Source organism: Corynebacterium sp. KPL2825 (assembly GCF_037908445.1).
Lineage (GTDB): Bacteria > Actinomycetota > Actinomycetes > Mycobacteriales > Mycobacteriaceae > Corynebacterium > Corynebacterium kefirresidentii.
In genome coordinates, this window is record NZ_JBBMGI010000001.1 from 266,049 (window position 1) to 286,290 (window position 20,242).

A 20,242-nucleotide genomic window follows, 5' to 3' on the forward strand; every position below is an offset into this window, starting at 1 on the left:
GGAATGCGCGGCCTTTTTATGCGATGGTGGGGTACTAATCGGCGCTAAGGCCCACTACCTTATCGCCGCGGGCTTCCACAATGGTCTCGCCCGCTAAAGTGAGATAAACGGCACCGTGGTAGGCGCCGCGGTCAACCGGGATGGTTCGCAGGGTCTTGCCAGTGGACCAGTCCATGACTGCAATTCCTTCTTTGGTAGGCACCAGCATCTGCTCGTTGACAGCGATGGGGGTGCCGATGGCCTCTTCCACGATGCGATCAACCGAGAGGTCGCTCGGCTTAAAGAGGTAAAGCCGGGAGCCATCAAACCAGGTCATATGGTGCGGCAAGTCCGCAGTTGCCGGCGCGAAGGGGGAGTCGCCGGTGTCTATAGCCGGAGAAGGCTCTGCTGGGGAAGAGTCGAGCTTTTTACCTTCATTGTTATATGACTCGATGGAGGGGTGTGGTCCTGGCCGGTATACGGCGGCGGCCTTTTGGCCTACGGCGACAAGGCGGGCGCCATCGGTAGCAATGTCCACATCGGCGGCGATGTCCGGTTGACGGGAATCATCGGGGGTGGTGTCTTGGAAGCGCAACCAGGTGGTATTCGGCTTATCGGGGCAGGACTCGGTCAGGGCTAAGTTCTCGGTACGGGTAAGGGCCGAGCTGAGCGTGCAATCCTCATGCGGTTGCTTGTCCGGTTCTTGTTTTGCCTCCACGTCACCGTATTCCACGGTACGCACCATATCCGAGCGCCACAGATCGATGCGGTCGGTGGAGGCCGTTCCTACCCGGTCATTGGAGGATATGGGTACTACCTCGTCCGAATTTATGGCACTACGGGTGCTGTCATACTCACCAGTCGCGGCATCAATCGCCACGGTATCTCCGCAGCCCACACCGGTCTTATAAGTAGCTACTATCTTGCCCCATGCAGCAGACAGTGAGCACAGTTCGGCGTCAGTGCGCTCATAGGTCCATGCTTCGGAACCGTCCGGATTGGTAGCCGTGAGCGTGTGATCCGCATGCGTGATGGTCAGGCCGTGCGCCGAAACCGCCCGGTATTGGCCAGGCACCGGTTCATTGGGGAGGCTGAAGGACTCGTGGAGGTTAGTCGGAACTGTGGAAAGTGCGGGTGCATCCTTTTCCCCAGGAACGGCCGCCTGGCTCAAATGTGCCTGATTGATATTGGCAGTGACGGCTGCACCGCCTACCGCGATGGCGCAGACCACGGCAATGATGCCGGTGGCCTTCCAATCAGAGAGCGTGGAACGCAAAATGGGAGCCTTAGTCATCGGCGGCCTCCTCGTCGGCGCCGGGAGCTGCCGCGGCGCGCAGTGGTACGGGTGGGGGATTTCTCGCGGACTGAAACCTGGCCTACAACCTTGGTCTCGGGGCCTACGGTCTCCTCAGCATCCGCGGGGATGTCTAGCGCTTGGGCCAGCTCTGGGGAAGTAGAAAACCATTGTGGCGGCTCCGGCTCTCCCAAATCCAGCTCATCGTTAATGACTTGCCATTTGCCCAGCTCATCGTAGCCCACCAAGGTGATGGCGGTACCGGTATGCCCGGCGCGACCCGTGCGACCAATACGGTGGACAAAGGTCATTGGATCATCTGGTACCTGGTAGTTGATGACGTGAGTGACATCATCGACGTCGATACCGCGGGCAGCAATATCGGTGGCGACCAGGATGTCTACCTGGCCGGAGCGGAAGGCCTGCAGGGATTTCTCGCGGGACTTTTGCCCAAGGTCGCCGTGGACGGCTCCCACGCGGAAGCCGCGCCGGGCGAGATCATCGGCCAAATGGGCGGCCGCTCGCTTGGTACGGGCGAAGATGATGGTGCGCCCGCGGTCGGCAGCCTGCAGGGCGTGCGCGACGATGGCAACCTTATCCATGCGGTGAGCTTGGAAGGTGACCTTGCGGGTGGAGGAATGAGTGAAATCCTGCTCGCCCGATTCGGCGCGGATATGGATGGGCTTATCCATAAAACGGCGGGCCAGCGTTAAAATCGCGCCCGGCATCGTAGCGGAAAAGAGCATGGTCTGGTGCGCATTGCCATCCAGAGCCTGCAGGATGGCCTCCACCGAGGGTAAAAAGCCCAAATCTAGCATCTCGTCGGCTTCATCGAGTACCAAGATGGCCACGCGGTCTAGTTGCAGATTGCCGCGCTCGTGGAGATCGATCAGGCGGCCAGGTGTACCGATGATGACATCGGCGCCCTTATTGAGCTTTGTGATCTGTTCCTCGTAGGGCCGGCCTCCGTAGATGGAAACCAAACGCACCGGTATGTCAGCGGCGGCTACCTGCAGGTCTTTGGTGACCTGCTGGGCAAGCTCACGGGTGGGGACCACCACGAGGGCGCGCGGGGTGCCATCGAGCTCTTCGATATCGGCATCATCAAAGACACGATCCAAAAGCGGCACGCCAAAGCCGTAGGTTTTGCCCATGCCGGTGCGCGCTTGGCCAATCAAATCCTGACCGGACAAAGCGATGGGCAGGGTTAATTCCTGGATTGCAAAAGTACGCGTGATGCCACGGGTGGCGAGTCCATCGCAGATTTCGGCCGCAACGCCGAGTTCCGCGAAGCTCGGTGGCTGGGATTTTATGTCAGACACACCTTGATAGTAGCCGGGATGGTTATAGTGGGGCCATTGACAATAAAACTCTAGTTAGAGGAGGAACCCTCATGGATATCAAGTTTGGCTTCGCAGACACCGCTCGCGAGCTGGTCATTAGCGCTGCAGGTGACCAGGCTGACCTGACGCAGAAGATCAATAGCGCCCTGGCGGATAACTCCACCTTGGAACTGGAAGATGACAAGGGCCGCAAGTACCTCGTGCGCACTGACCGCGTGGTCTACGTTGAGGTGGGCATTGCGAAGAAGCACGCCGTGGGATTCGCCGGCGCCTAAAGACGAGCGCACCGGTCTGCTGATTCAGATTTTTAAAAATAAACGGGTAACCTAAGGCCCCATGGAAGACAGGGAGACTCGCCACGCTCACCGGAGCCAGGGCCATTCGCCGGACCACCCTAATGCGGTGGTCCGGTTTGCGCGTCAATATGGCTGGTGGCGCGTGGTGGCTATCCCTTTGATGATCGCCTTGACCATCTGGTTCATTGTCGATATCGCCACCGCTTCCTCCTCTGAAGAAGGGGCGGAAGAAACTACCACAGCTGCCCCGACGAGTGCCGAGAAAATCGGGCCTGATCCGGCTGATGCGGAAGCGGTCAAACGGGAAATTAGTGAGATGCCGCCCGGTGGGGCGTTTACCAAGCAGGGAAGGGGCACTTTCCATGAGGTGGGCGAGCCCGGCGCCGTAGCCGGTAAGGGTGGCGCGCAGAAGGTGCGCTATTCCATCGAGGTGGAAGATGGCCTCAATACCGCACCGTATGGCGGCGATGATTCTTTTGCAGCCATGGTGGAGGCCACCCTTTCTGATCCGCGCGGCTGGACCGCGCACAAGGACTTCGAGTTCGAGCACGTGGCCTCTGATGCGGATCCAGATACCCGTATCCAGCTGACCTCCTTGGGTACCGCCGCGGAGCGGTGCGGGGAGAAAATTGAAACGGAAACTTCCTGCCATACCACCATTACTGGCGAGTCCACCACGGTTATTAATGAGGCTCGCTGGGTGCGCGGTGCGACGCCGTTTGAAGGCGATATGGGTAACTACCGCCAGTACGTTATTAACCACGAGCTGGGCCACGCCATTGGCTATGCGGCCCACCAGCCGTGTGGTGGGCAGGGCAAGTTAGCTCCGATCATGATGCAGCAGACCTTGGATCTCAATAACAAGGCATTGCACGATCGCAAGCCCAGCGAGGTCTATCCTGATGAGGACGTGACCTGTGCAGCTAACCCGTGGCCTTTCCCCAACCCGGATAATAAGGATCCCCACCAACCCGAATAGGAGTTAAGGATGCCGCTTCCCCCAGAGCATGTTTTAAGCGCCTTTCACGCGGAAACTGGTGCTACCGGTACTCGCCGCGCTCAGGGCGATCAATTAGGCCCGGTGTGGGATAACGGCATCAAGGTGGGGGACGTGGTCTATTCGCAGGCCGGTCCTTTTGCTGCATGGTCCGCCAAGACGCGCGAGCGCCTAAGCGTGCAAGGCGCCCGAGTTTCCCGGCCATTTTTATCTAGCGATGGCCGTCATACGGCCGCTGGCTGGAAGGCCACGCAGTTTATTCCGGGGCAGGTCCGGGGGCGCATTGATGAAACCGCACAGATGGCGCTGCGCCTTGATACGGCTATGGCCGAGGTGGCACTTCCCACCGGGCAGCGTGACGATGTCTTTGCTCGCGCGGAGCGCGCCGCGTGGGGAGAAACGGGGGAAGCCTATCGCCCAGCTCTGCTTGCCGACGTCCCTCTTATCCCCGCCCACACCGCTCTTCTCACCACCACGGTCTATCACGGCGCCAACCCGCCGGGAATCGTGGACATTGTGCCGAGCGAATTTCCGCGCCCAGCCGGTTGGAGCGCCGCCCTAGTCATCGTCGACGGGCTTATTGCTCAGGCGGTTGATGATGAGATCTGCCAACGCTTTAGCCACGTGCCGGGCATGCAGGAGCTGCTCTTGCGTGCAGTGTCGTATCGTCGTCATATCAACGATCTGCATCCTGCTTCGCGTTCAAACACGCGTTCGCACATTGAACGGGTGGAGCAATATCTGGTGTCGCGGGCATCTGCCATACTGGAGCGGTGAGTTACGACCCCCATTCCACCGCGCGTGCGGGAGTGGTCCTCCCACCGTCCCCGCAAGTGCGCCTCGTTCCCCGTACCCCGTCCGCCACGGCCCGCAGCTGGCCGGTTGACCTGCCCGAATCCGGTTCCTGGAAAGTAACCGGTGCGGCAGGCAGTGGCGTGTCGAGCTTCCTTATCGATACCGTCATTCATGCCCTGGACAGAGCCCAGGAAACTGGCGCGGATCCCTCCGGCATTCTCGTTATTGCGCCCTCGAAGGAATCCGGTGCCCGATTGCGCCGCGAACTTTCTGAACGCCTCGAGAATTACGCCGCACAGACCTCAATGGTGCGGTCTGTGCACTCCTTGGCTTTTGCGTTACTGCGCACGGCGGCCGAGGAAGAGTTGCGGCTCATTACCGGTGCGGAACAAGATGCCGTCATTCGGGAGCTACTTATCGGTCAAGCAGAGGACGGCCACGGATCCTGGCCAGAAGAGATGCGCCCCGCGCTGGAATATGTGGGCTTTGCGCGGCAGTTGCGCGATTTCCTTTTGCGCTCCATTGAACGAGGTCTGGGCCCAGGAGACCTGGAGCGCCTAGGCCACGAATATGGCCGCCCTATGTGGTCCGCCGCGGGCGAATTTCTGCGCGAGTATGAGCACGTGCAGCTCCTCTCCCGTTCCCATTCATACTCTGCTGCAGAGTTGGTTACCGCGGTTCTCCAACGCCCTGAATTACTGCGCGATCATCCCTTCCACACTATTGTCGTCGATGATGCTCAACTGCTCGACCCCACCGCAGGAAAACTCATTCTTGGGCTAGCTGCGCAGGCCAACCTCGTAGTTGTGGGTGGAGATACAGCCCAATCTGTCTTTGCCTTTCGTGGTGCTAGCTCGCGCTTTTTGCAGGACTTTCCAGCCGAGCATGACATTGAGCTCACCGAGTCCTACCGCAGGCCCACACCGGCGTGCATCTCTATCGTGGATTCGGACGGTCGGCTGCGCGACGTCGTAGCTAATACCGTGCGCCGCCGCCACTTGGAAGATGCCGTGCCCTGGCGCGACATCGCTGTCATTGTGCGCTCTACTAGTGACATTGGCCAAATGCGCCGCACCCTCCTAGCCGCCGGTGTGCCCGTACATATCAATCCCACCGACGTTGTCTTGGCCGAACAGCGTTTGGTTTCCGCTGTGTTGCTTGCGCTGCGCGCCTTGGAGGAGGAACTATCTAACTCTGAGTTGGAAGAACTACTCACCGGACCTGTGGGTGGCGCCGATCCTGTCACCCTGCGCCGACTGATCCGTGGCTTGCGCCGCTGGGATTCCACCACTCGGGGCATCGATAGCCTCCGGGGCCTTCTCTACGGCGAGCTCCCAGACTTCAACGGACAGCTCACTGAACGGGAATATTCGATCCTCGAACGCGTTCGTGCAGTGCTCAGTGCCGGCCGGGAAGCGCTCACTTCCGGCGCTTCGGTGGAGGAGATTCTGTGGGCTGTGTGGAGTGCTACCGACCTGGACAACCGTCTACAGGCCTCGGCCTTGCGCGGTGGTGCAACGGGCTCGCAGGCCGACCGCGACCTAGATGCAATGATGGCGCTTTTTGACGCTGCTGGAGACTACGTAGAACGCCGCCCGGATTCTTCACTGAGCGCGTTTTTGACCCATATCACTGAACAAGAACTTCCCACCGGCGTGCGTGACCGCCGTACCGCCATTCCGCAGGCCGTAGAAATCCTGACCGCGCACGGTGCAGTGGGCCGCGAATGGGATACCGTCATCGTGGCCGGCGCCCAGAAAGGCAGCTGGCCTTCGCTAGGAGAGACTGGCTCCATCTTCGGGCAAGAAGATCTTATCGATCTCCTCGACCACGATATTGATCCCGATACTCCCGTCAGCCACATCGCCTCCCGCTTGGCAGAGGAGCGTCGTCTCTTCCACGTCGCTACCACCCGCCACCGAAAGCGCTTGCTCATTACTGCCGTGGAGAATCCAGAGGGCGATACGGTCTCCGAGCCTTCTCGGTTCATCGACGAATTCGCCGGACGTGGTGTCGATGTTCCCGGTCAAGCTGCGCGTCGCCAAGCAAAGCGGGCGCTGCGCCGCGCCCAACTCCCGCGCGAATTGGGCCTCGATGTGCCCGAACCCGCACCCGTTTCTTTGCGCGATGGTCTGGAGATTGATCCACTCGATGTTGCGGTGTTGTCCGTACCGGCCTTTGTCGCACAGCTGCGCCGCGTAGTTAGCAATCCGGAATCTGGTGAGGTTGAACGCAAGCAAGCTGCCCGCCAGCTCGCGCGGTTAGCGGCGGCCGAGATCCCCGGCGCCCACCCGGAGCAGTGGTGGTCGGCGCGTTCCGTTGCGGCTGAACTGCCGTTGCATACCAGCGGCAGTTTGTCGCCCTCCCGGGTAGAAGCGTTGCTCAACTGTCCGCTCAAGGCTGTGCTGGGCAATGTGGCTGAGGATCCAAGTACCGAGGAACACCTGCTCCGCGGTACGTTGGCCCACGCCTTCTTTGAAGCCATTGGCCGCGGTATGGATGCGGAAAAGGCCAAGCTTTTGGTGATGGAGGCTTTCGAGCGCATCCAGGACGTCCCGCAGTGGCAATTGCGATTCAAACTCGATGAGTTTTCCGCGCTATTGGACCGCGCCCGCGAATGGGCGCGCCAATCTGAGGTCAATCAAGAACTAGTGGGCGTGGAAATTCCTGTGGGCGTACATGTCGGTGAAGGCGTGCGCATCGGCGGCTATATGGACCGTCTCCTTCGCGATGAAGAAGGAAACTACTTGGTCGTGGACCTCAAGACCGGGAAAAACCAACCGGCCAAGAAAGAAGCCGAAGACCATGTGCAGTTAATGACCTATCAGCTCGCGCTTGCCCACGGTGCATTCGACGGCCATCAGGTCCACGACGGTGAAGGAATGCCGCGCCAGGGAGGGGTGCTGGTTTACCCAGGCGCAACCACTAAGAAGATTGGCGAGATTTGGCAAAGCGATAAATCTCCGGAAGCACTCGAAGAATTCGCCGCGCTTCTGCCCCCGCTGGTGGAGGAAATGCGTGGTCCGCGCATTACTGCGCGTACCAATAAAGACTGCGACAAATGCCCAATTCGCTCCATCTGCCCCGTGCAGGAAGAAGGAAGGATGACCACCGATGCCTAAGAGCAACTTTTCCCCACAGCAAATCGCTGCGGCCTTGGGCAAGGATTTCCCGCCTACCGACGAACAAGCCCATGTCATTGAAGGCCCATTTAGCCCTAAACTCGTGGTTGCCGGCGCTGGTGCTGGCAAGACAGAAACCATGGCCTCGCGCGTGGTGTATTTGGTGGCCAATGGTTATGTGCGACCTGAACAGGTTCTTGGCCTGACCTTTACCCGCAAAGCCGCGCAACAGCTGGAGCAACGCATTCGCAAGCAGCTGATTCAACTGCGCGATTCCGGTCTCATCCCACCAGGCAGCGATGTGGCAGAAGCATTAGAAAACATTGCGCCGAAGGTATCCACCTATGACTCCTACGCCGGAGAACTCGTTCGTGAATACGGCCTATTAGTTCCGGTTGAGCCCACCGCGCGCATCATTACTGAGGCCGAGCGCTATTCCTTAGCCTACGATGTGGTGCGCAATTACACCGGCCAACTAGAAGACGATCGCACCCTAGCCACAATCACCGAGACCCTGCTGAGCCTCAGCCAGGATATTGATAACGGTCTCAAAGACACGAGCCATATCGCTGAGCATGCGCGCGATTTTCGCGCAGATATCGATAACCTTGACAAATCGAAGAAGAATGGCCCCGAATACTCTCAAAAGCTGCTGGGCTATATCCAGACACAGGAACGCCGCGTGCAGTACGTACCGCTGCTGGAGGCCCTGAAAAAGGAACAATCTGAGCGACAAGTCATCACCTTTGGCGAGCAAATGTCTGTCGCCGCCCGAGTAGCGCGTGATTATCCTGTTGTGGGCAGGCAACAATCCCAGCGCTACAAGGTTGTCATGTTGGATGAGTACCAAGACACCTCCTATGCCCAGCGCGTTCTACTTCGAAGCCTTTTCGGCGGCGAAAAAGATGAATTGTCGGTTACGGCTGTAGGCGATCCAATGCAGGCCATCTACGGCTGGCGCGGCGCGACCTCTGAAAACCTCACCGCCTTCGTGGAGGATTTTCTAGTCGCGCCGGGCACACCTGCTCCGAAGGACCAATTGACCACCTCGTGGCGCAACCCTTCGGGTGCGCTGGATTTGGCTAACTCAGTGGCGGAGAGGGTATTTGAAGGCGTTGAGCGTCCCGTGGATGAACTTTCTGCCGCCCCACATAAAGGCGAGGGTGAAATCCAGCTGGCCTACTTTGAAAGCGAAAATCGCGAGCGCGAATTTATCGCCGAGCATTTGAAAAAGCAGTGGGACAAACGCGAGGGAGACACCTTCAGCGCAGCGGTTTTGGTGCGGAAAAATAGGCAGTCCGCGCCAATCGCTGCGGCCTTAGACAAGGCGGGCGTACCCAATGAAATCATCGGTCTCGGTGGTTTGTTGTGGCAGCCAGAAATCCAGGATCTCGTGGCGATTGCCACGATGCTCGTACGCCCAGAAGATCTGTCTGCAGCAGTGCGGGTACTGGCTGGCCCTATGTGCGGTTTGGGGATTAGCGATATTCAAGCCCTCGCTTCGCGTCAACGAAACCTCGCCGGAGCAAGGGAGGAGCGCTTGCGTTGGGAACCAGGAATGGACCCGGAAGATTACCTGCGAGCGCAGTTGGAAGATGTCACCGCAGAAGAACCGGATCAGCGCGTTGGCCTTGCCGACGCCCTGGCTGACTTGGGGGAGAGGAACCGCTATACCCCACAGGGCCTTGCCCGCATGGAAGAGGTATCTGCCAAACTGCGGCACTTGCGCACCTATTCGCTATCCAAGCCGCTGGTGGACATCTTCGCTGATATTGAGGCATTGTTTAATATCCGTACCGAAGTCTTGGCGCGCGGAAGCGCGGGGGGAGCGACGCACCTGGATAAATTTGCCGATATCGTCGCTAGCTTCCACGGTGATTCCTTGTACGCACTCTTGGACTATTTTGCGCTTGCACTCGAAAAGGAAGACGGTTTGGACATGGGTGAGGTGCCTGCCGCAACGGACCGTGTGCAAATTATGACTGCGCATAAGGCCAAGGGCCTGGAATGGGAGCATGTCTGCGTGGTGCATGCTGATTCTTCTAGCTATAACGCGCAAGCGGAGACCTTCCTTAGCAGGATCGACAAGGTCCCGGGGGAGGACGACTATATTGAGGTCCCAGAGGATGCCGAAAAGCGCTCGCAGTTCCAAAACGCCTGCGAAGAATTTAAGAAAGCAGATAGTGCCCTAAAGGCGGAAGAATCTGCGCGCCTTTTTTATGTTGCATTGACCCGTACCGAATCCACGCTGACCGTTACTGGCTCGGGAACCAATAACGCTTCTGGGAAGAGCAAGAAGGCGCCCTATGAATACCTAGAGCGCCTGAAAGAGCAATTCCCGCAGTACGTGGTGGAATGGTCCGTGCCAGATGAACCGTCCGAGGAGGACTTTGGTGAGAGCGCACAGTTCCCAGCGCTGAAGGCTAACCCTGAGGCAGTTGCCGGTGCCGATGCGGTGCTTGAGGCAATGGAAGAACTTCCAGACCTCAGCCACGGTGAAACCTTTGAGTTGTGGGAGCAGGAAGCTGGCGCTCTTATTGAAGAATACAGGGCTCTGCAACAGCCGGTGGTAGACGTTGAGCTACCCAGCGAGCTGACTGCTTCTGACATGGTTGCGCTGCGGGCAGATCCACTCCAGTTCGCACGCAGGCAACGCCGTCCAGTGCCGTTTAAGCCGAATGCTTATGCCAAGCGCGGTACCGCCTTCCACGCGTGGTTGGAGGACCGCTTTGGCAGCCCTGCACTATTGAGCGAGGAAGAGCTGCCGGGTACTGATGAGGCGGCGGACTATGACTTGGAAAAGCTGAAAAAAGCTTTCTTGAGCTCGGAGTGGGCACAACGTCAACCGGAATACGTAGAAGCGCCCTTTGAAATCACCATCGGTGAGGCCGTGGTGCGCGGGCGCATGGACGCGGTATTCCGCTTGGACGACGGCACGTGGATGGTGGTGGACTGGAAGACAGGCCGCCCACCCCAAGGGGAGGCTATGGACGCCGCCAAGATACAGCTTGCGGTTTATGCAGAGGCATGGCGGCGTATCCATGGCGGAGAGAAGATTCGCGCTGCTTTCTACTATGTGCACGATGGTTATACCTTTGAGCCAGCCCGCCTTCCACGTGGGGAAGAGCTAAAGAAACTCCTTGAATCGTCAGTTGAGCACCAAAAGGGCTAAGGTATGTGAGCGGTTGCGTAAGCACGCAATCTCTTGAGCAATCATTCGAGACCAGAAAAGGCGGGGCTAGTGGGCAAAAATCGTGCGCGAGCTATGAAGTCGCACTTTAAGAGTCGCTTCTTGCCGCAGGTTGAGCTGTCCTCGCAGCCGGACCACGCGCTCATTGACGTCATTACGGTGCCGAGGGATGAAAATTCCAGCCCGTGGCGTCAGTTGGGCAAGCGTGTGCTGTGGGCTTTAGGCATTGTTGTCTTCGTGACAGTCGTGGTCTATTTGGACGGCGGTGGATATAGCGAGGACATGTCGCTTTTGGATTCCGCCTACTATGCTGCGGTGTCGCTAACTACAGTGGGCTACGGCGATATCGTTCCTGTGTCCCCGCAGGCCAGGTTCATTAACTTAACGCTTATTACACCTGCCCGCCTGATCTTCCTTGTTTTATTGGTTGGCGCGACCTTGTCCGTGCTAACGGATAAGGCCCGACGTACTTTCCAAATCCAGAACTGGAGAAAGCAATTGCGTAACCACACCGTCGTTATCGGGTATGGCACCAAGGGCGCCGGAGCGGTGGCCGCGCTGCTGGCCGATGATGTTCCGTCCTCCCAGATCGTGGTCATTGATACCAACCGTGCCTCCCTAGCTCACGCAGAGCACCACGGCCTAGTCACCATTTTTGGCTCCGGCACAAAGCAAGACGTATTGAAGATCGCTGGGGTAGAGCACGCAAGCTCTATTGTTGTAACCCCATCTACGGACGATACAGCGGTGCTGTGCTGCCTTTCCGTGCGAGAGCTTGCACCCAAGGCCAAGATTGTGGCGTCGGTTCGCGAGTCTGAGAACCGTCACCTGCTGCTGCAATCTGGTGCCGATTCCGTGGTCACCTCCGCTGAGACTGCCGGCCGACTACTGGGCCTAGCTACCGTGACCCCGACGGTGGTGGAGATGATGGAAGACCTGCTTTCACCTAATGAGGGCTTCTCCGTGGCAGAGCGTGCCGTGCGCGAGTTTGAGGTTGGTTCTAACCCACGCCACCTGGCAGATATCGTGCTTGCTGTCCTGCGCAATAATGAGCTGCACCGAGTGGATACCGCGGACGCCTCCGCGTTGAAGCCGGGAGACCGATTGCTGTATATCAAGCACGAGATGGAACAGCCCATTGAGGTCATGGACGATGATGACGAGGACTAAATGTTCCTCCCAGTAACTCCTAGTGGCCTCGTACCGGTTACGGCGGTGGGGGAGCCTGTGCTGGTGAAAGAGGTTCCCGGGGGCGTCGGCAAGCAGGTCGTGGTGGACCTAGGCACCTTGCAGGCATGCTTGGTCTCGGAGGATAGCGCCGGGAAGTTAGGCCGTTTAGAAAGTGCAACCTTCTTTGCAGACCAGCCGGTTATCCTGCAAGCCATCGCGCTTATCCGCAACCGACGCGAACAGCGCTTTGATCCGCGGACCGGACGCCAGCTGGACTACCCGGCGCCGGGAATCGTTGGGCGCGATCCGCACGACGAGAAACGGCTGGTCTTCCCGCGCTTGGATCCCGCCGTCATTGGGCTCATTCGCCTCAGCGGTACAGACCGGATTTTGCTGGCGCGTAATCGCCGCCGCAATAGCTTATTCTCTTTGATCGCTGGTTACGTTGAACCCGGCGAGACTGCGGAGGCAGCCTTTGCACGCGAAGCGCTCGAAGAAACCGGGCGTAGGGTGGACCATATTCGTTATTGGGGCTCGCAGGCGTGGCCACCGAGCGGCTCGCTTATGCTGGGCTTTTGTGCACAAACGGCTGATGTCCACCCCACCTGCCATACTGATGGGGAACTGGAAGAGATCCGGTGGGTGGAGCGCTCCGAGCTGTCTGGGCTTTCGCTTCCTCGTCCGGGTTCAATTGCACACACGATGATTATGGAGTGGTATCACGGTGACTAAGCCGGATTTGTCCCTGCTGGATGAAGATCAGCTGCGCGCGGCCACGGCACCGCGCGGGCCCGTGTGCATCTTGGCTGGCGCGGGTACGGGCAAGACCCGCACTATTACCTATCGCATCGCCAACCTGGTAGACCAAGGGTTTGTGAGCCCGCAACGCGTGCTCGCGGTGACCTTCACGGCGCGGGCAGCCGGAGAGATGCGCGATCGTCTGCGCACAATGGGTGTGGCCGGCGTACAAGCGCAGACCTTCCACGCCGCGGCGCGTCGCCAGCTGAAGTATTTCTGGCCCCAGGTAGCGGGGGACCTTCCGTGGCAGTTGCTGGATAATAAATTCCCGCTGGTCGCTCGCGCGGTGCGTTCGGTGGGGTTGGATAATTCCAAGGATATGATCCGTGACGTCCTAGCGGAGATCGAGTGGGCTAAGTCCGCGCTGGTGAGCGCCGAGGATTATGAGTCTGTGATCGCCACTACGGACCGCAGCGCTCCGGCTGATCCCGCCAAGGTGGCAGAGGCCTTTCGCCGCTACGAACAGTCCAAGGCCACACCGGACATGATGCACCTGGATTTCGATGACCTGCTCATGCACATCGCGGGTGCCATTGAAAATGTGCCGGCAATTGCAGAAACCTTCCGGGAGCAGTATCGCACCTTTGTGGTAGACGAGTATCAGGACGTAACCCCGCTGCAGCAGCGGGTGCTCAATGCCTGGTTGGGCGAGCGTGACGATCTCACCGTGGTGGGTGATGCAAATCAGACCATCTATTCCTTCAACGGCGCCTCCCCGGACTACCTGCTCAATTTCTCCCGCACGTACCCGGATGGCACCGTGGTCAAGTTGCAGCGTGACTACCGCTCGACGCCGCAGGTAACGGACTTGGCCAATCGGGTCATTGGCAAGGCCACAGGGCGTGCAGCTGGCACACGCTTGGAGCTGCAGGGCATGCGCGAGCCTGGTCCGGAGCCCACCTTTAAGGCCTATGAGTCTGAAGAGACTGAGGCCCAGGAGGTTGCCGGCCAGGTTCTCACACTGCTGGATCAGGGCGTGCCGGCCTCTGAGATTGCCATCCTCTACCGCATTAACGCTCAATCGGAGCAGTTTGAGCAGGCGCTTGCTGACGCCGGAGTGGTCTACCAAGTCCGTGGCGGCGAGGGCTTCTTCCGCCGCCCGGAGATCCTAGAGGCCATTCGCGTTCTCATCGCCGCGACCCGTCGTGAGGACTTGCCGGATGATCCGGTGGCAATTGCTCGCGCAGCCTTTGTCGAGTTGGGGCTAAGCGCCACCGAGCCGCAGGGCGCGCAGGCCCGCGAGCGCTGGCAATCCCTCAACGCATTGGTAGGGCTCATCGAGAAGATTGTGGAATCGGCTCCTGGCATAGATCTCAACGGGGTGTTGGGGGAACTGCGCCGGCGCTCCACCGATAAACAGGCCCCAGCTATGGAAGGCGTCACGCTAGCTACTGTGCACGCTGCCAAGGGCTTGGAATGGGATGCGGTGTTTCTCGTGGGGCTGACAGAAAAGCTCATGCCTATCAACCACGCTATCAAGGCGGGCGATGAGCAGATTGAGGAAGAACGTCGTTTGTTCTATGTCGGCATTACCCGCGCCCGCGCGCACCTCGCACTGTCGTGGGCGTTGGCGAAGACCACTGGTTCGCGAGCCTCGCGCGAGCGTACCCGCTTCCTCGATGGAATCGTACCGGCGGCCGAAGACGCCTCTGGCAAGGGGACTCGCTCGCGCCGCCCGAAACGCTGCCGCGTATGTTCAGGTCTGCTGGGAACACCGGCCGAAAAGGTTATCGGCCGCCACGAAGACTGCGAGGGAGGCGGAGATGAAGAGGTCTTTTCTGCCTTGCGCTCGTGGCGTTCCCAGGTTGCGCGCGAGGAAAAGGTGCCGGCCTATGTTATTTTTTCCGATGCCACCCTGCAGTCCATGTCGGAGGAGCTTCCTGCCGATGAGGCAGAAATGCTGTCCATCTCTGGTGTAGGCCCCAGCAAGCTGGAGCGCTATGGCGCCCAAGTACTAGAGGTCATTCGTTCGGTGCGCAGCTAGCCAAGTTGGTTTTCCGCCAAAACATACTGGGCAGCGCGGATGCGCAATGATGGTGCGCTGCTGGTGGTGACCGTAGACATCGACTTCCCACTGCTGTCCAGGGCGCGGCTTCGCGGTCGGCGCTCCCGGCGGCAGCGGCCGCCCCATAAGCCGCCGAATGATCACCTGCGTATGTGCCGAGACCGCATCGAGCACCACGGCTTCTGGGGTGCGGCGCACGCGGGGTAATTGGGTGCTGATGATATTCCAGCGCGGGTCCGTATCCACGCGGGACAGGTGCGCACACAGTGGGCATGGGCCTCGGCCCTGCACGCGTACCGGCCCAATGATGCCACGATTGTCCAATAAAGACACCGGAAGCCACGTGGTGTCCGTCCCCGCCAGTGCATTGGCGCAATCCAGCGGGCAGTGCAGCTGGTCTACGGCCAGGACCGGATACATGCCGTCGAGGTCGTGGATATAGGAAAAGATATTGTCGTCCTCTAACGGGATGCGAACTTGGAATCCATCTGCCTCCAGGCGTGCGCGTAAGCCTTGCGCCAGTGCGGATTCTCCCATTAAGACAAGAGTGTCCGATTTCTCTACGGCCTCTTTATAAGGCCAAAGGATGCCATAGTCTAGTGCGTCCTCGATAAGGCTAAGCGCTGCCGCTTCCTCCAGCCCTGCGGCACGTAACCGATGAGACAAATCTTCTGGCCTCACTGGCTCGCGAGCGGTATTGAAGGCCGCCGCGACGGAAAGCGCATTGCCCGTTTCTGCCACACCAACGCGGGTGGCATCCATGCCAAATTGAACCACCGTTTCCTCGCGGCAAAACACTGCGCTGCCCGGCGCCAAAACTACCTGGGTGACACAAGCCCCCACGCCTATACCCCTTTCCCCGATGCATGTGGATTCCATTGCACCACAGGTACAATCACCTGTCATGTCGAGCACGCAGCCCCCCGCACCACAAACCCCAGAGGTCAAAGTCATTCGTTCCGCCAAGCGGAAGAAAACCGTGCAGGCTCGCATGGTCTCCGGGGTACTCGAGGTACGCATCCCCGCCTGGATGTCCGCTCGCGATGAACGCGAGGCAGTGGCGGATATGTTGGCGCGGGTAGAAAAGAAACAGGGCAGTAGCCGCCGCTCGGACGCGCAATTAGAAGAGCGTGCTCGGCGGCTTAACGCGGCTTTCTTAGACAGCCGCGCTACCATCGGCTCTATTCGTTGGGTAAGCAATCAAAATACGCGGTGGGGTAGCTGTACTACCTCCACCGCGAATATTCGGCTGAGCGACCGGCTACAACACGTGCCGGACTATGTGCTGGATTCGGTAATCATTCACGAGCTCACCCACACCTTCATCCCGCGCCACGGGCGGGATTTTTGGCAGTGGGCGGACAGGGCGCCCCACGCTGAGCGGGCGAAGGGCTATCTTGAGGCCTACCAGCGCTGGGGCTGCTAGTTTTCGTCGTCCTCGTTGCCCTTTTCTTTCTGCTCGTCTTGACCATCGGCTTCCCCGGTCTCATCGCCCTGAGTAGCAGAGGAATCCTCACCGTTTTTGAGCATTTCCTCCAGCTTGGCAAACTCTTCCTCAAAGCCCTCATCAGGGCCGTCATCCAATAGGGAGTCGATAAAGGCGGCAGGGTTATCTAGGTGCTCTGCAGTTGGCAGGAAGTCCGGGTGGTCCCACGCCTTATCGCGCTTTTCCGCACCCACGGCAACGGTAGCGCGGCGCCACAACTCAGCGGCCTCAGAAACCTTGGGGGCGTTGAGCTCGATACCAACGACCTTGCTGAAGGCGTTTTCGGCAGAACCACCAGTGCTACGGCGGTGCGCCCATGCCTGGGTTAGCTTCGAGGTGGATGGGATGCGCTCGCCCAGTGCCTCTGTGACGACGTGCTCGGCCCAGCCTTCCACCAATGCTAGTAGGGTTTCTAGGCGAGAGGCTGCCGCAGTGTTCTTGGACGTGATGCGTGGGGAAAGGTCCATGCCTTGCAGCTTGCTCATCGCATCCTGGATTGCCTGGGGATCGCCGGACTCTAGGTTGAGCTCGCGGGTGACTTCCTCCAAGTGGGAGGTGTCAATGACCAGACCGATGGCATATTCCTCCACAGAGGAGACGATGCGCTCTACCAACCACGGCACGTGCTTGAACAGGCGCTGCCGCGCGGCCTCGCGCGCTGCAATATAGACCAGCACCTCTTGGCCAGGAATATTGAGCTCCCGGGCGACCTTCTGAATGGTCTGTGGCAATAGTGCCACGGTATTGGCCGGGGCGATGGGAAGACCGAAATCAGAGCCGGTCAACGCCTGCGCAGCCAAATCACCCAAGGCGTGACCGAGCTGCATGCCAAAGTTCATGCCAGACATCTGACTCATCATCTTGGTCATCGGGCCCATCATCTCGCGGGCTTCTTCCGGCATCGATTCCATCTGGGCATCATTCATATGCTCCGCCACCGGAGTGACCATGCGCTGCCAGGCCGGCATGGTTTCTTCCAACCACTGCTTGGAATCCCACGCCTTGGCCGTGCCGGAGGCGGTGGGCAGGTAGGTGGCGTCATCGAGCCACAGCTCCGCTAGGCGGACGGATTCCTCCACTGCCTTGGTATCGTCCGCGCTCACACCCTTTGACTGGGAGATTTGCTGCAGGGCGATGCGCTTGGCCATGTCGTAGTTAACAGGGCCGGAATTTTCCGGCGAGTTCATAGAAGAGCCCATGCCGGACAGCATCTGACCGAACTGGTTCAGCATGTCACCGAGGCCGCCACCATTAGCGCCGCCGAATGCGCCGAACGGGTTCTGGTCACGACGTCCGTCATTATCGTCGTCATCATTATTGGGGAAAGAAAAACCGAATCCGTTGCTCATGCGTCCTAATCTACCGACACCATCCGGCTAGTTTCCATGATCCCTGCTACGCTGACAGCGAACACGACGGCAAAGGTTGTAGGGTAGTGATTCGTGAATTCTCCTGCTAGCCGTCGCGTCCGCACCATCGCCTGGGGTGCTATCCCCGTCGTCTTAACCGGTGCGTTGGTATCGCTTGACCATATTCCCGGCACCGATGTGTCTTTGACCGTCCCCTATGCTGCCGAAGGCCCAGGCCCCACGGTAGACACATTGGGGGAGGTAGACGGCACCCAGGTCGTTGACGTTCAAGCCCCGAAAACCTATGACACGGATGGTCACCTCAACATGACTACGGTCTCCGTGCGTACCAATATGACCTTGGCCCAGGCGCTGGGACGCTGGATGATGACCGATGACACCATCGTGCCCATCGATACCGTCATCCCACAGAACATGAGCGATAAAGAAGTAGAAGAGTCCAATAAGCAGGCCTTTACTCAGTCCGAGTCCGCAGCGACTCTGGCAGCCATGGACTACCTGCATTTGCCGGTAAAGATCTCCATCGCAGAGGTGCTGGATAAGGGTGCTGCGCAGGGCAAACTGAAAAAAGATGATGTCATTACCGCCGTGGCGGGCAAGGAAGTCTCGGAGCCAGGTGAGGTTCAAGACATCATCAAGGAAAAGAGCCCCGGCGATAAGGTCACGATGACCGTGGAGCGTGGCGGCAAAAAGCACGAAGAAGAAATAGAGCTAGGGGAAAACCCCCACCAGAAGGGGCAGGCGATGCTGGGCATCGCCATGCTCTCGGTCCCTAAAGACGATATAGAGGTCACATACAACCTGCAGGATATCGGTGGTCCATCCGCTGGCATGATGTTTACCCTGGCGGTCATCGATAAGCTCAGCGAAGAAGACCTCACGGGCGGCAAATTTGTGGCCGGTACCGGCACCATTCAAGAAGATGGCAAGGTGGGCCCCATCGGCGGCATCCAACATAAAATCGCCGCCGCCCACGCAGCCGGCGCGGAACTCTTCCTGGCGCCACAAGATAATTGCTCCGAAGCCGCGGCGAGCGACCACGGGGACATGCCCATCGCGGAAGTGTCCAACCTGGATGAAGCGGTATCCACGATGAAAGACTTCGCGGACGGCAAGGAAATTAAAACCTGCCAATAAGCGGCCTACTTAGCTAGGCCCAGTTCCTTGATCTTCTCTTCCGGATCTTCCTGGTCTGAGGAGATCATCTGCTGCATGACCATGCCTTCTTTATTGTCCACCACGGTAATAACCGCCGTGGTGCCCAGCGTGGACCAGCCCACAACGCGGTCGCCGCTATCCTCAATGACCTGCGAGCTGCGCAGCTCAGTAAGCACCTGCGTGGTCTGCTTTGCCTTGGAGTGTGAGCGGAAGAACTGGAACTGGCCTACCTTCGGCCCAGAGCAGTTATACGAGTCATCCCCGCCCGTGGAATCGCAGCGATCGAAGTGCGCGAAAAGCTCTTGCGGTGCCACGGGTGCGAAGATGTCATAGGCCTTGGACACAGACTTTTCCATTTTTTCGCTCCCAGGCTCTGTGCTTTCCGACGCCGCCTCCGAGCTCGCCGCCGCACTCGACTCGATGCTGGATTCAGCGGCGGACTTGGAGCTGGATGCGGTGCTGGTTTCCTCAGTGGCATCCGCCGCAGTGGGAGCGGACTCGGCGCTGGCAGTGGTGGTATCTACGGGGACGTCGGCAGGCGCGGCATCATCCGAGGAACAGCCGGCAGCGCTCACGCCTACCCCCAGCAGGAGTGCTGCTGCGGTAGCGCGGGTAGCGGTCAGGCGAGTGAGAGTAAAGCGTCGCACGGTAGGAAACTGCTCCTTAGTCGCAAGCGAGAATTGTCTTTCCAGTCTAATCTAGTTCATCCGGGTCCTGGCTCAGCCCATAGCGCAGGGCCGCGATAATCCCGGGTGCTACCTGGGGGCCGCCGCGCAGCTGGATGTCATCCTCCGCGAATGGCCCGGCTGCTTCCAACTCCTCTTCGGTGGGGCGCAGCTGCAGCAATGTGGTTTCAATCCCTTCCTCACGCAGCGCACCGGAAAACAGGCGCGCCGGGCGAGGGGAGGGGTCCTCGCTGGAGGTATCGCGGAACCTAATCTCTTGGGCCAGGATGACGCCGGCCACCTCCCGCGGCCAAGCCAAGCGGGAGACATAGTCGGCCAACTGCTCAGAACCGGGCTCAATGTTTTCAGGCACATTATCCTGCACGATAAGGGTAAGCGGCGCCGCATCTTCCTCATCGAGGGCGGCAAGCTGGTCTGCTACCAAGTGGGTAGGAACGAGCGCGAAGATAGTGGGGCGGGCGTCCCAGCCCTCTGCATGGACGAATTCCACGGCTTCGGTCATCGCGCGGTTTAAAGCTGGCTGTGATAATTCGGGGGAACTCATAAACATCCT

General features: G+C 59.2%; 16 protein-coding genes. 10 read left to right on the forward strand and 6 right to left on the reverse strand.

Annotated features, from left to right (window positions below; all coding sequences use genetic code 11):
• Positions 1-34 precede the first annotated feature (34 nt).
• Together WMQ00_RS01365 and WMQ00_RS01370 are read right to left on the reverse strand one after the other, a co-directional pair.
• Positions 35-1,273 carry an Rv3212 family protein gene (locus WMQ00_RS01365; protein WP_200288054.1) on the reverse strand — a complete coding sequence of 413 codons (1,239 nt, stop codon included), beginning with the start codon at positions 1,271-1,273 and terminating at the stop codon, positions 35-37.
• Positions 1,270-2,595 (reverse strand): DEAD/DEAH box helicase, encoded by a 1,326-nt coding sequence (locus tag WMQ00_RS01370; protein WP_023020794.1) that lies wholly within the window; start codon positions 2,593-2,595, stop codon positions 1,270-1,272. The genes WMQ00_RS01365 and WMQ00_RS01370 overlap by 4 nt, the downstream gene beginning before the upstream one ends.
• 71 nt (positions 2,596-2,666) lie before the next feature.
• Between WMQ00_RS01370 and WMQ00_RS01375 the strand changes: the two genes are divergently transcribed.
• The 8 genes from WMQ00_RS01375 to WMQ00_RS01410 all read left to right on the forward strand — a co-directional run bounded on the left by WMQ00_RS01375 (position 2,667) and on the right by WMQ00_RS01410 (position 14,968).
• Entirely contained in the window at positions 2,667-2,891 is a 225-nt protein-coding gene (locus tag WMQ00_RS01375) for a DUF3107 domain-containing protein (protein WP_023020795.1), read from the forward strand.
• Between the two features lie 61 nt (positions 2,892-2,952).
• Positions 2,953-3,891 carry a DUF3152 domain-containing protein gene (locus WMQ00_RS01380; protein ID WP_200288050.1) on the forward strand — a complete coding sequence of 313 codons (939 nt, stop codon included), beginning with the start codon at positions 2,953-2,955 and terminating at the stop codon, positions 3,889-3,891.
• A 9-nt stretch (positions 3,892-3,900) separates the two neighbouring features.
• A complete protein-coding gene (locus tag WMQ00_RS01385; RefSeq protein ID WP_200288048.1) occupies positions 3,901-4,686 on the forward strand; it encodes a hypothetical protein in 786 nt (261 codons plus the stop codon).
• Positions 4,687-4,718: 32 nt separating this feature from the next.
• Entirely contained in the window at positions 4,719-7,826 is a 3,108-nt protein-coding gene (locus WMQ00_RS01390) for an ATP-dependent helicase (protein ID WP_340440599.1), read from the forward strand.
• On the forward strand, positions 7,819-10,998 hold the full coding sequence (locus tag WMQ00_RS01395; RefSeq protein WP_316330655.1) for an ATP-dependent helicase: 3,180 nt from the start codon (positions 7,819-7,821) through the stop codon (positions 10,996-10,998). Before WMQ00_RS01390 ends, WMQ00_RS01395 begins: the two co-directional genes overlap by 8 nt.
• Before the next feature lie 93 nt (positions 10,999-11,091).
• Positions 11,092-12,186 (forward strand): potassium channel family protein, encoded by a 1,095-nt coding sequence (locus tag WMQ00_RS01400; protein ID WP_034655803.1) that lies wholly within the window; start codon positions 11,092-11,094, stop codon positions 12,184-12,186.
• The gene (locus tag WMQ00_RS01405; RefSeq protein ID WP_023020801.1) at positions 12,187-12,918 is read left to right on the forward strand and encodes an NAD(+) diphosphatase; all 732 of its coding nucleotides are present in this window, start codon (positions 12,187-12,189) and stop codon (positions 12,916-12,918) included. It begins immediately after the preceding gene.
• Positions 12,911-14,968 (forward strand): ATP-dependent DNA helicase UvrD2, encoded by a 2,058-nt coding sequence (locus tag WMQ00_RS01410; protein WP_284835985.1) that lies wholly within the window; start codon positions 12,911-12,913, stop codon positions 14,966-14,968. The genes WMQ00_RS01405 and WMQ00_RS01410 overlap by 8 nt, the downstream gene beginning before the upstream one ends.
• Here WMQ00_RS01410 and WMQ00_RS01415 read toward each other — a convergent pair.
• The gene (locus WMQ00_RS01415; RefSeq protein WP_308767485.1) at positions 14,939-15,766 is read right to left on the reverse strand and encodes a hypothetical protein; all 828 of its coding nucleotides are present in this window, start codon (positions 15,764-15,766) and stop codon (positions 14,939-14,941) included. The genes WMQ00_RS01410 and WMQ00_RS01415 overlap by 30 nt on opposite strands.
• A gap of 127 nt (positions 15,767-15,893) precedes the next feature.
• Between WMQ00_RS01415 and WMQ00_RS01420 the strand changes: the two genes are divergently transcribed.
• Entirely contained in the window at positions 15,894-16,415 is a 522-nt protein-coding gene (locus WMQ00_RS01420) for a M48 metallopeptidase family protein (protein WP_023020804.1), read from the forward strand.
• On the opposite strand, the gene WMQ00_RS01425 is transcribed toward WMQ00_RS01420, so the two are convergent.
• On the reverse strand, positions 16,412-17,824 hold the full coding sequence (locus WMQ00_RS01425; RefSeq protein ID WP_023020805.1) for a zinc-dependent metalloprotease: 1,413 nt from the start codon (positions 17,822-17,824) through the stop codon (positions 16,412-16,414). The two genes, WMQ00_RS01420 and WMQ00_RS01425, sit on opposite strands and share 4 nt — an antisense overlap.
• Positions 17,825-17,917: 93 nt before the next feature.
• Between WMQ00_RS01425 and WMQ00_RS01430 the strand changes: the two genes are divergently transcribed.
• A complete protein-coding gene (locus tag WMQ00_RS01430; RefSeq protein WP_023020806.1) occupies positions 17,918-18,982 on the forward strand; it encodes a YlbL family protein in 1,065 nt (354 codons plus the stop codon).
• A 5-nt stretch (positions 18,983-18,987) separates the two neighbouring features.
• On the opposite strand, the gene WMQ00_RS01435 is transcribed toward WMQ00_RS01430, so the two are convergent.
• A complete protein-coding gene (locus WMQ00_RS01435; protein ID WP_200288038.1) occupies positions 18,988-19,650 on the reverse strand; it encodes a beta-N-acetylglucosaminidase in 663 nt (220 codons plus the stop codon).
• Positions 19,651-19,696: 46 nt separating this feature from the next.
• Positions 19,697-20,233 (reverse strand): PPA1309 family protein, encoded by a 537-nt coding sequence (locus tag WMQ00_RS01440; RefSeq protein WP_023020808.1) that lies wholly within the window; start codon positions 20,231-20,233, stop codon positions 19,697-19,699.
• Positions 20,234-20,242 lie beyond the last annotated feature (9 nt).

What these genes read in the sequence shown, in the direction of transcription:
- WMQ00_RS01365 (WP_200288054.1), bottom strand. Translation starts at nt 1,273, where the DNA reads ATGACTAAGGCTCCCATTTTGCGTTCCACGCTCTCTGATTGGAAGGCC.
- WMQ00_RS01375 (WP_023020795.1), top strand. Translation starts at nt 2,667, where the DNA reads ATGGATATCAAGTTTGGCTTCGCAGACACCGCTCGCGAGCTGGTCATT.
- WMQ00_RS01380 (WP_200288050.1), top strand. Translation starts at nt 2,953, where the DNA reads ATGGAAGACAGGGAGACTCGCCACGCTCACCGGAGCCAGGGCCATTCG.
- WMQ00_RS01385 (WP_200288048.1), top strand. Translation starts at nt 3,901, where the DNA reads ATGCCGCTTCCCCCAGAGCATGTTTTAAGCGCCTTTCACGCGGAAACT.
- WMQ00_RS01395 (WP_316330655.1), top strand. Translation starts at nt 7,819, where the DNA reads ATGCCTAAGAGCAACTTTTCCCCACAGCAAATCGCTGCGGCCTTGGGC.
- WMQ00_RS01400 (WP_034655803.1), top strand. Translation starts at nt 11,092, where the DNA reads ATGAAGTCGCACTTTAAGAGTCGCTTCTTGCCGCAGGTTGAGCTGTCC.
- WMQ00_RS01405 (WP_023020801.1), top strand. Translation starts at nt 12,187, where the DNA reads ATGTTCCTCCCAGTAACTCCTAGTGGCCTCGTACCGGTTACGGCGGTG.
- WMQ00_RS01420 (WP_023020804.1), top strand. Translation starts at nt 15,894, where the DNA reads ATGTCGAGCACGCAGCCCCCCGCACCACAAACCCCAGAGGTCAAAGTC.
- WMQ00_RS01425 (WP_023020805.1), bottom strand. Translation starts at nt 17,824, where the DNA reads ATGAGCAACGGATTCGGTTTTTCTTTCCCCAATAATGATGACGACGAT.
- WMQ00_RS01440 (WP_023020808.1), bottom strand. Translation starts at nt 20,233, where the DNA reads ATGAGTTCCCCCGAATTATCACAGCCAGCTTTAAACCGCGCGATGACC.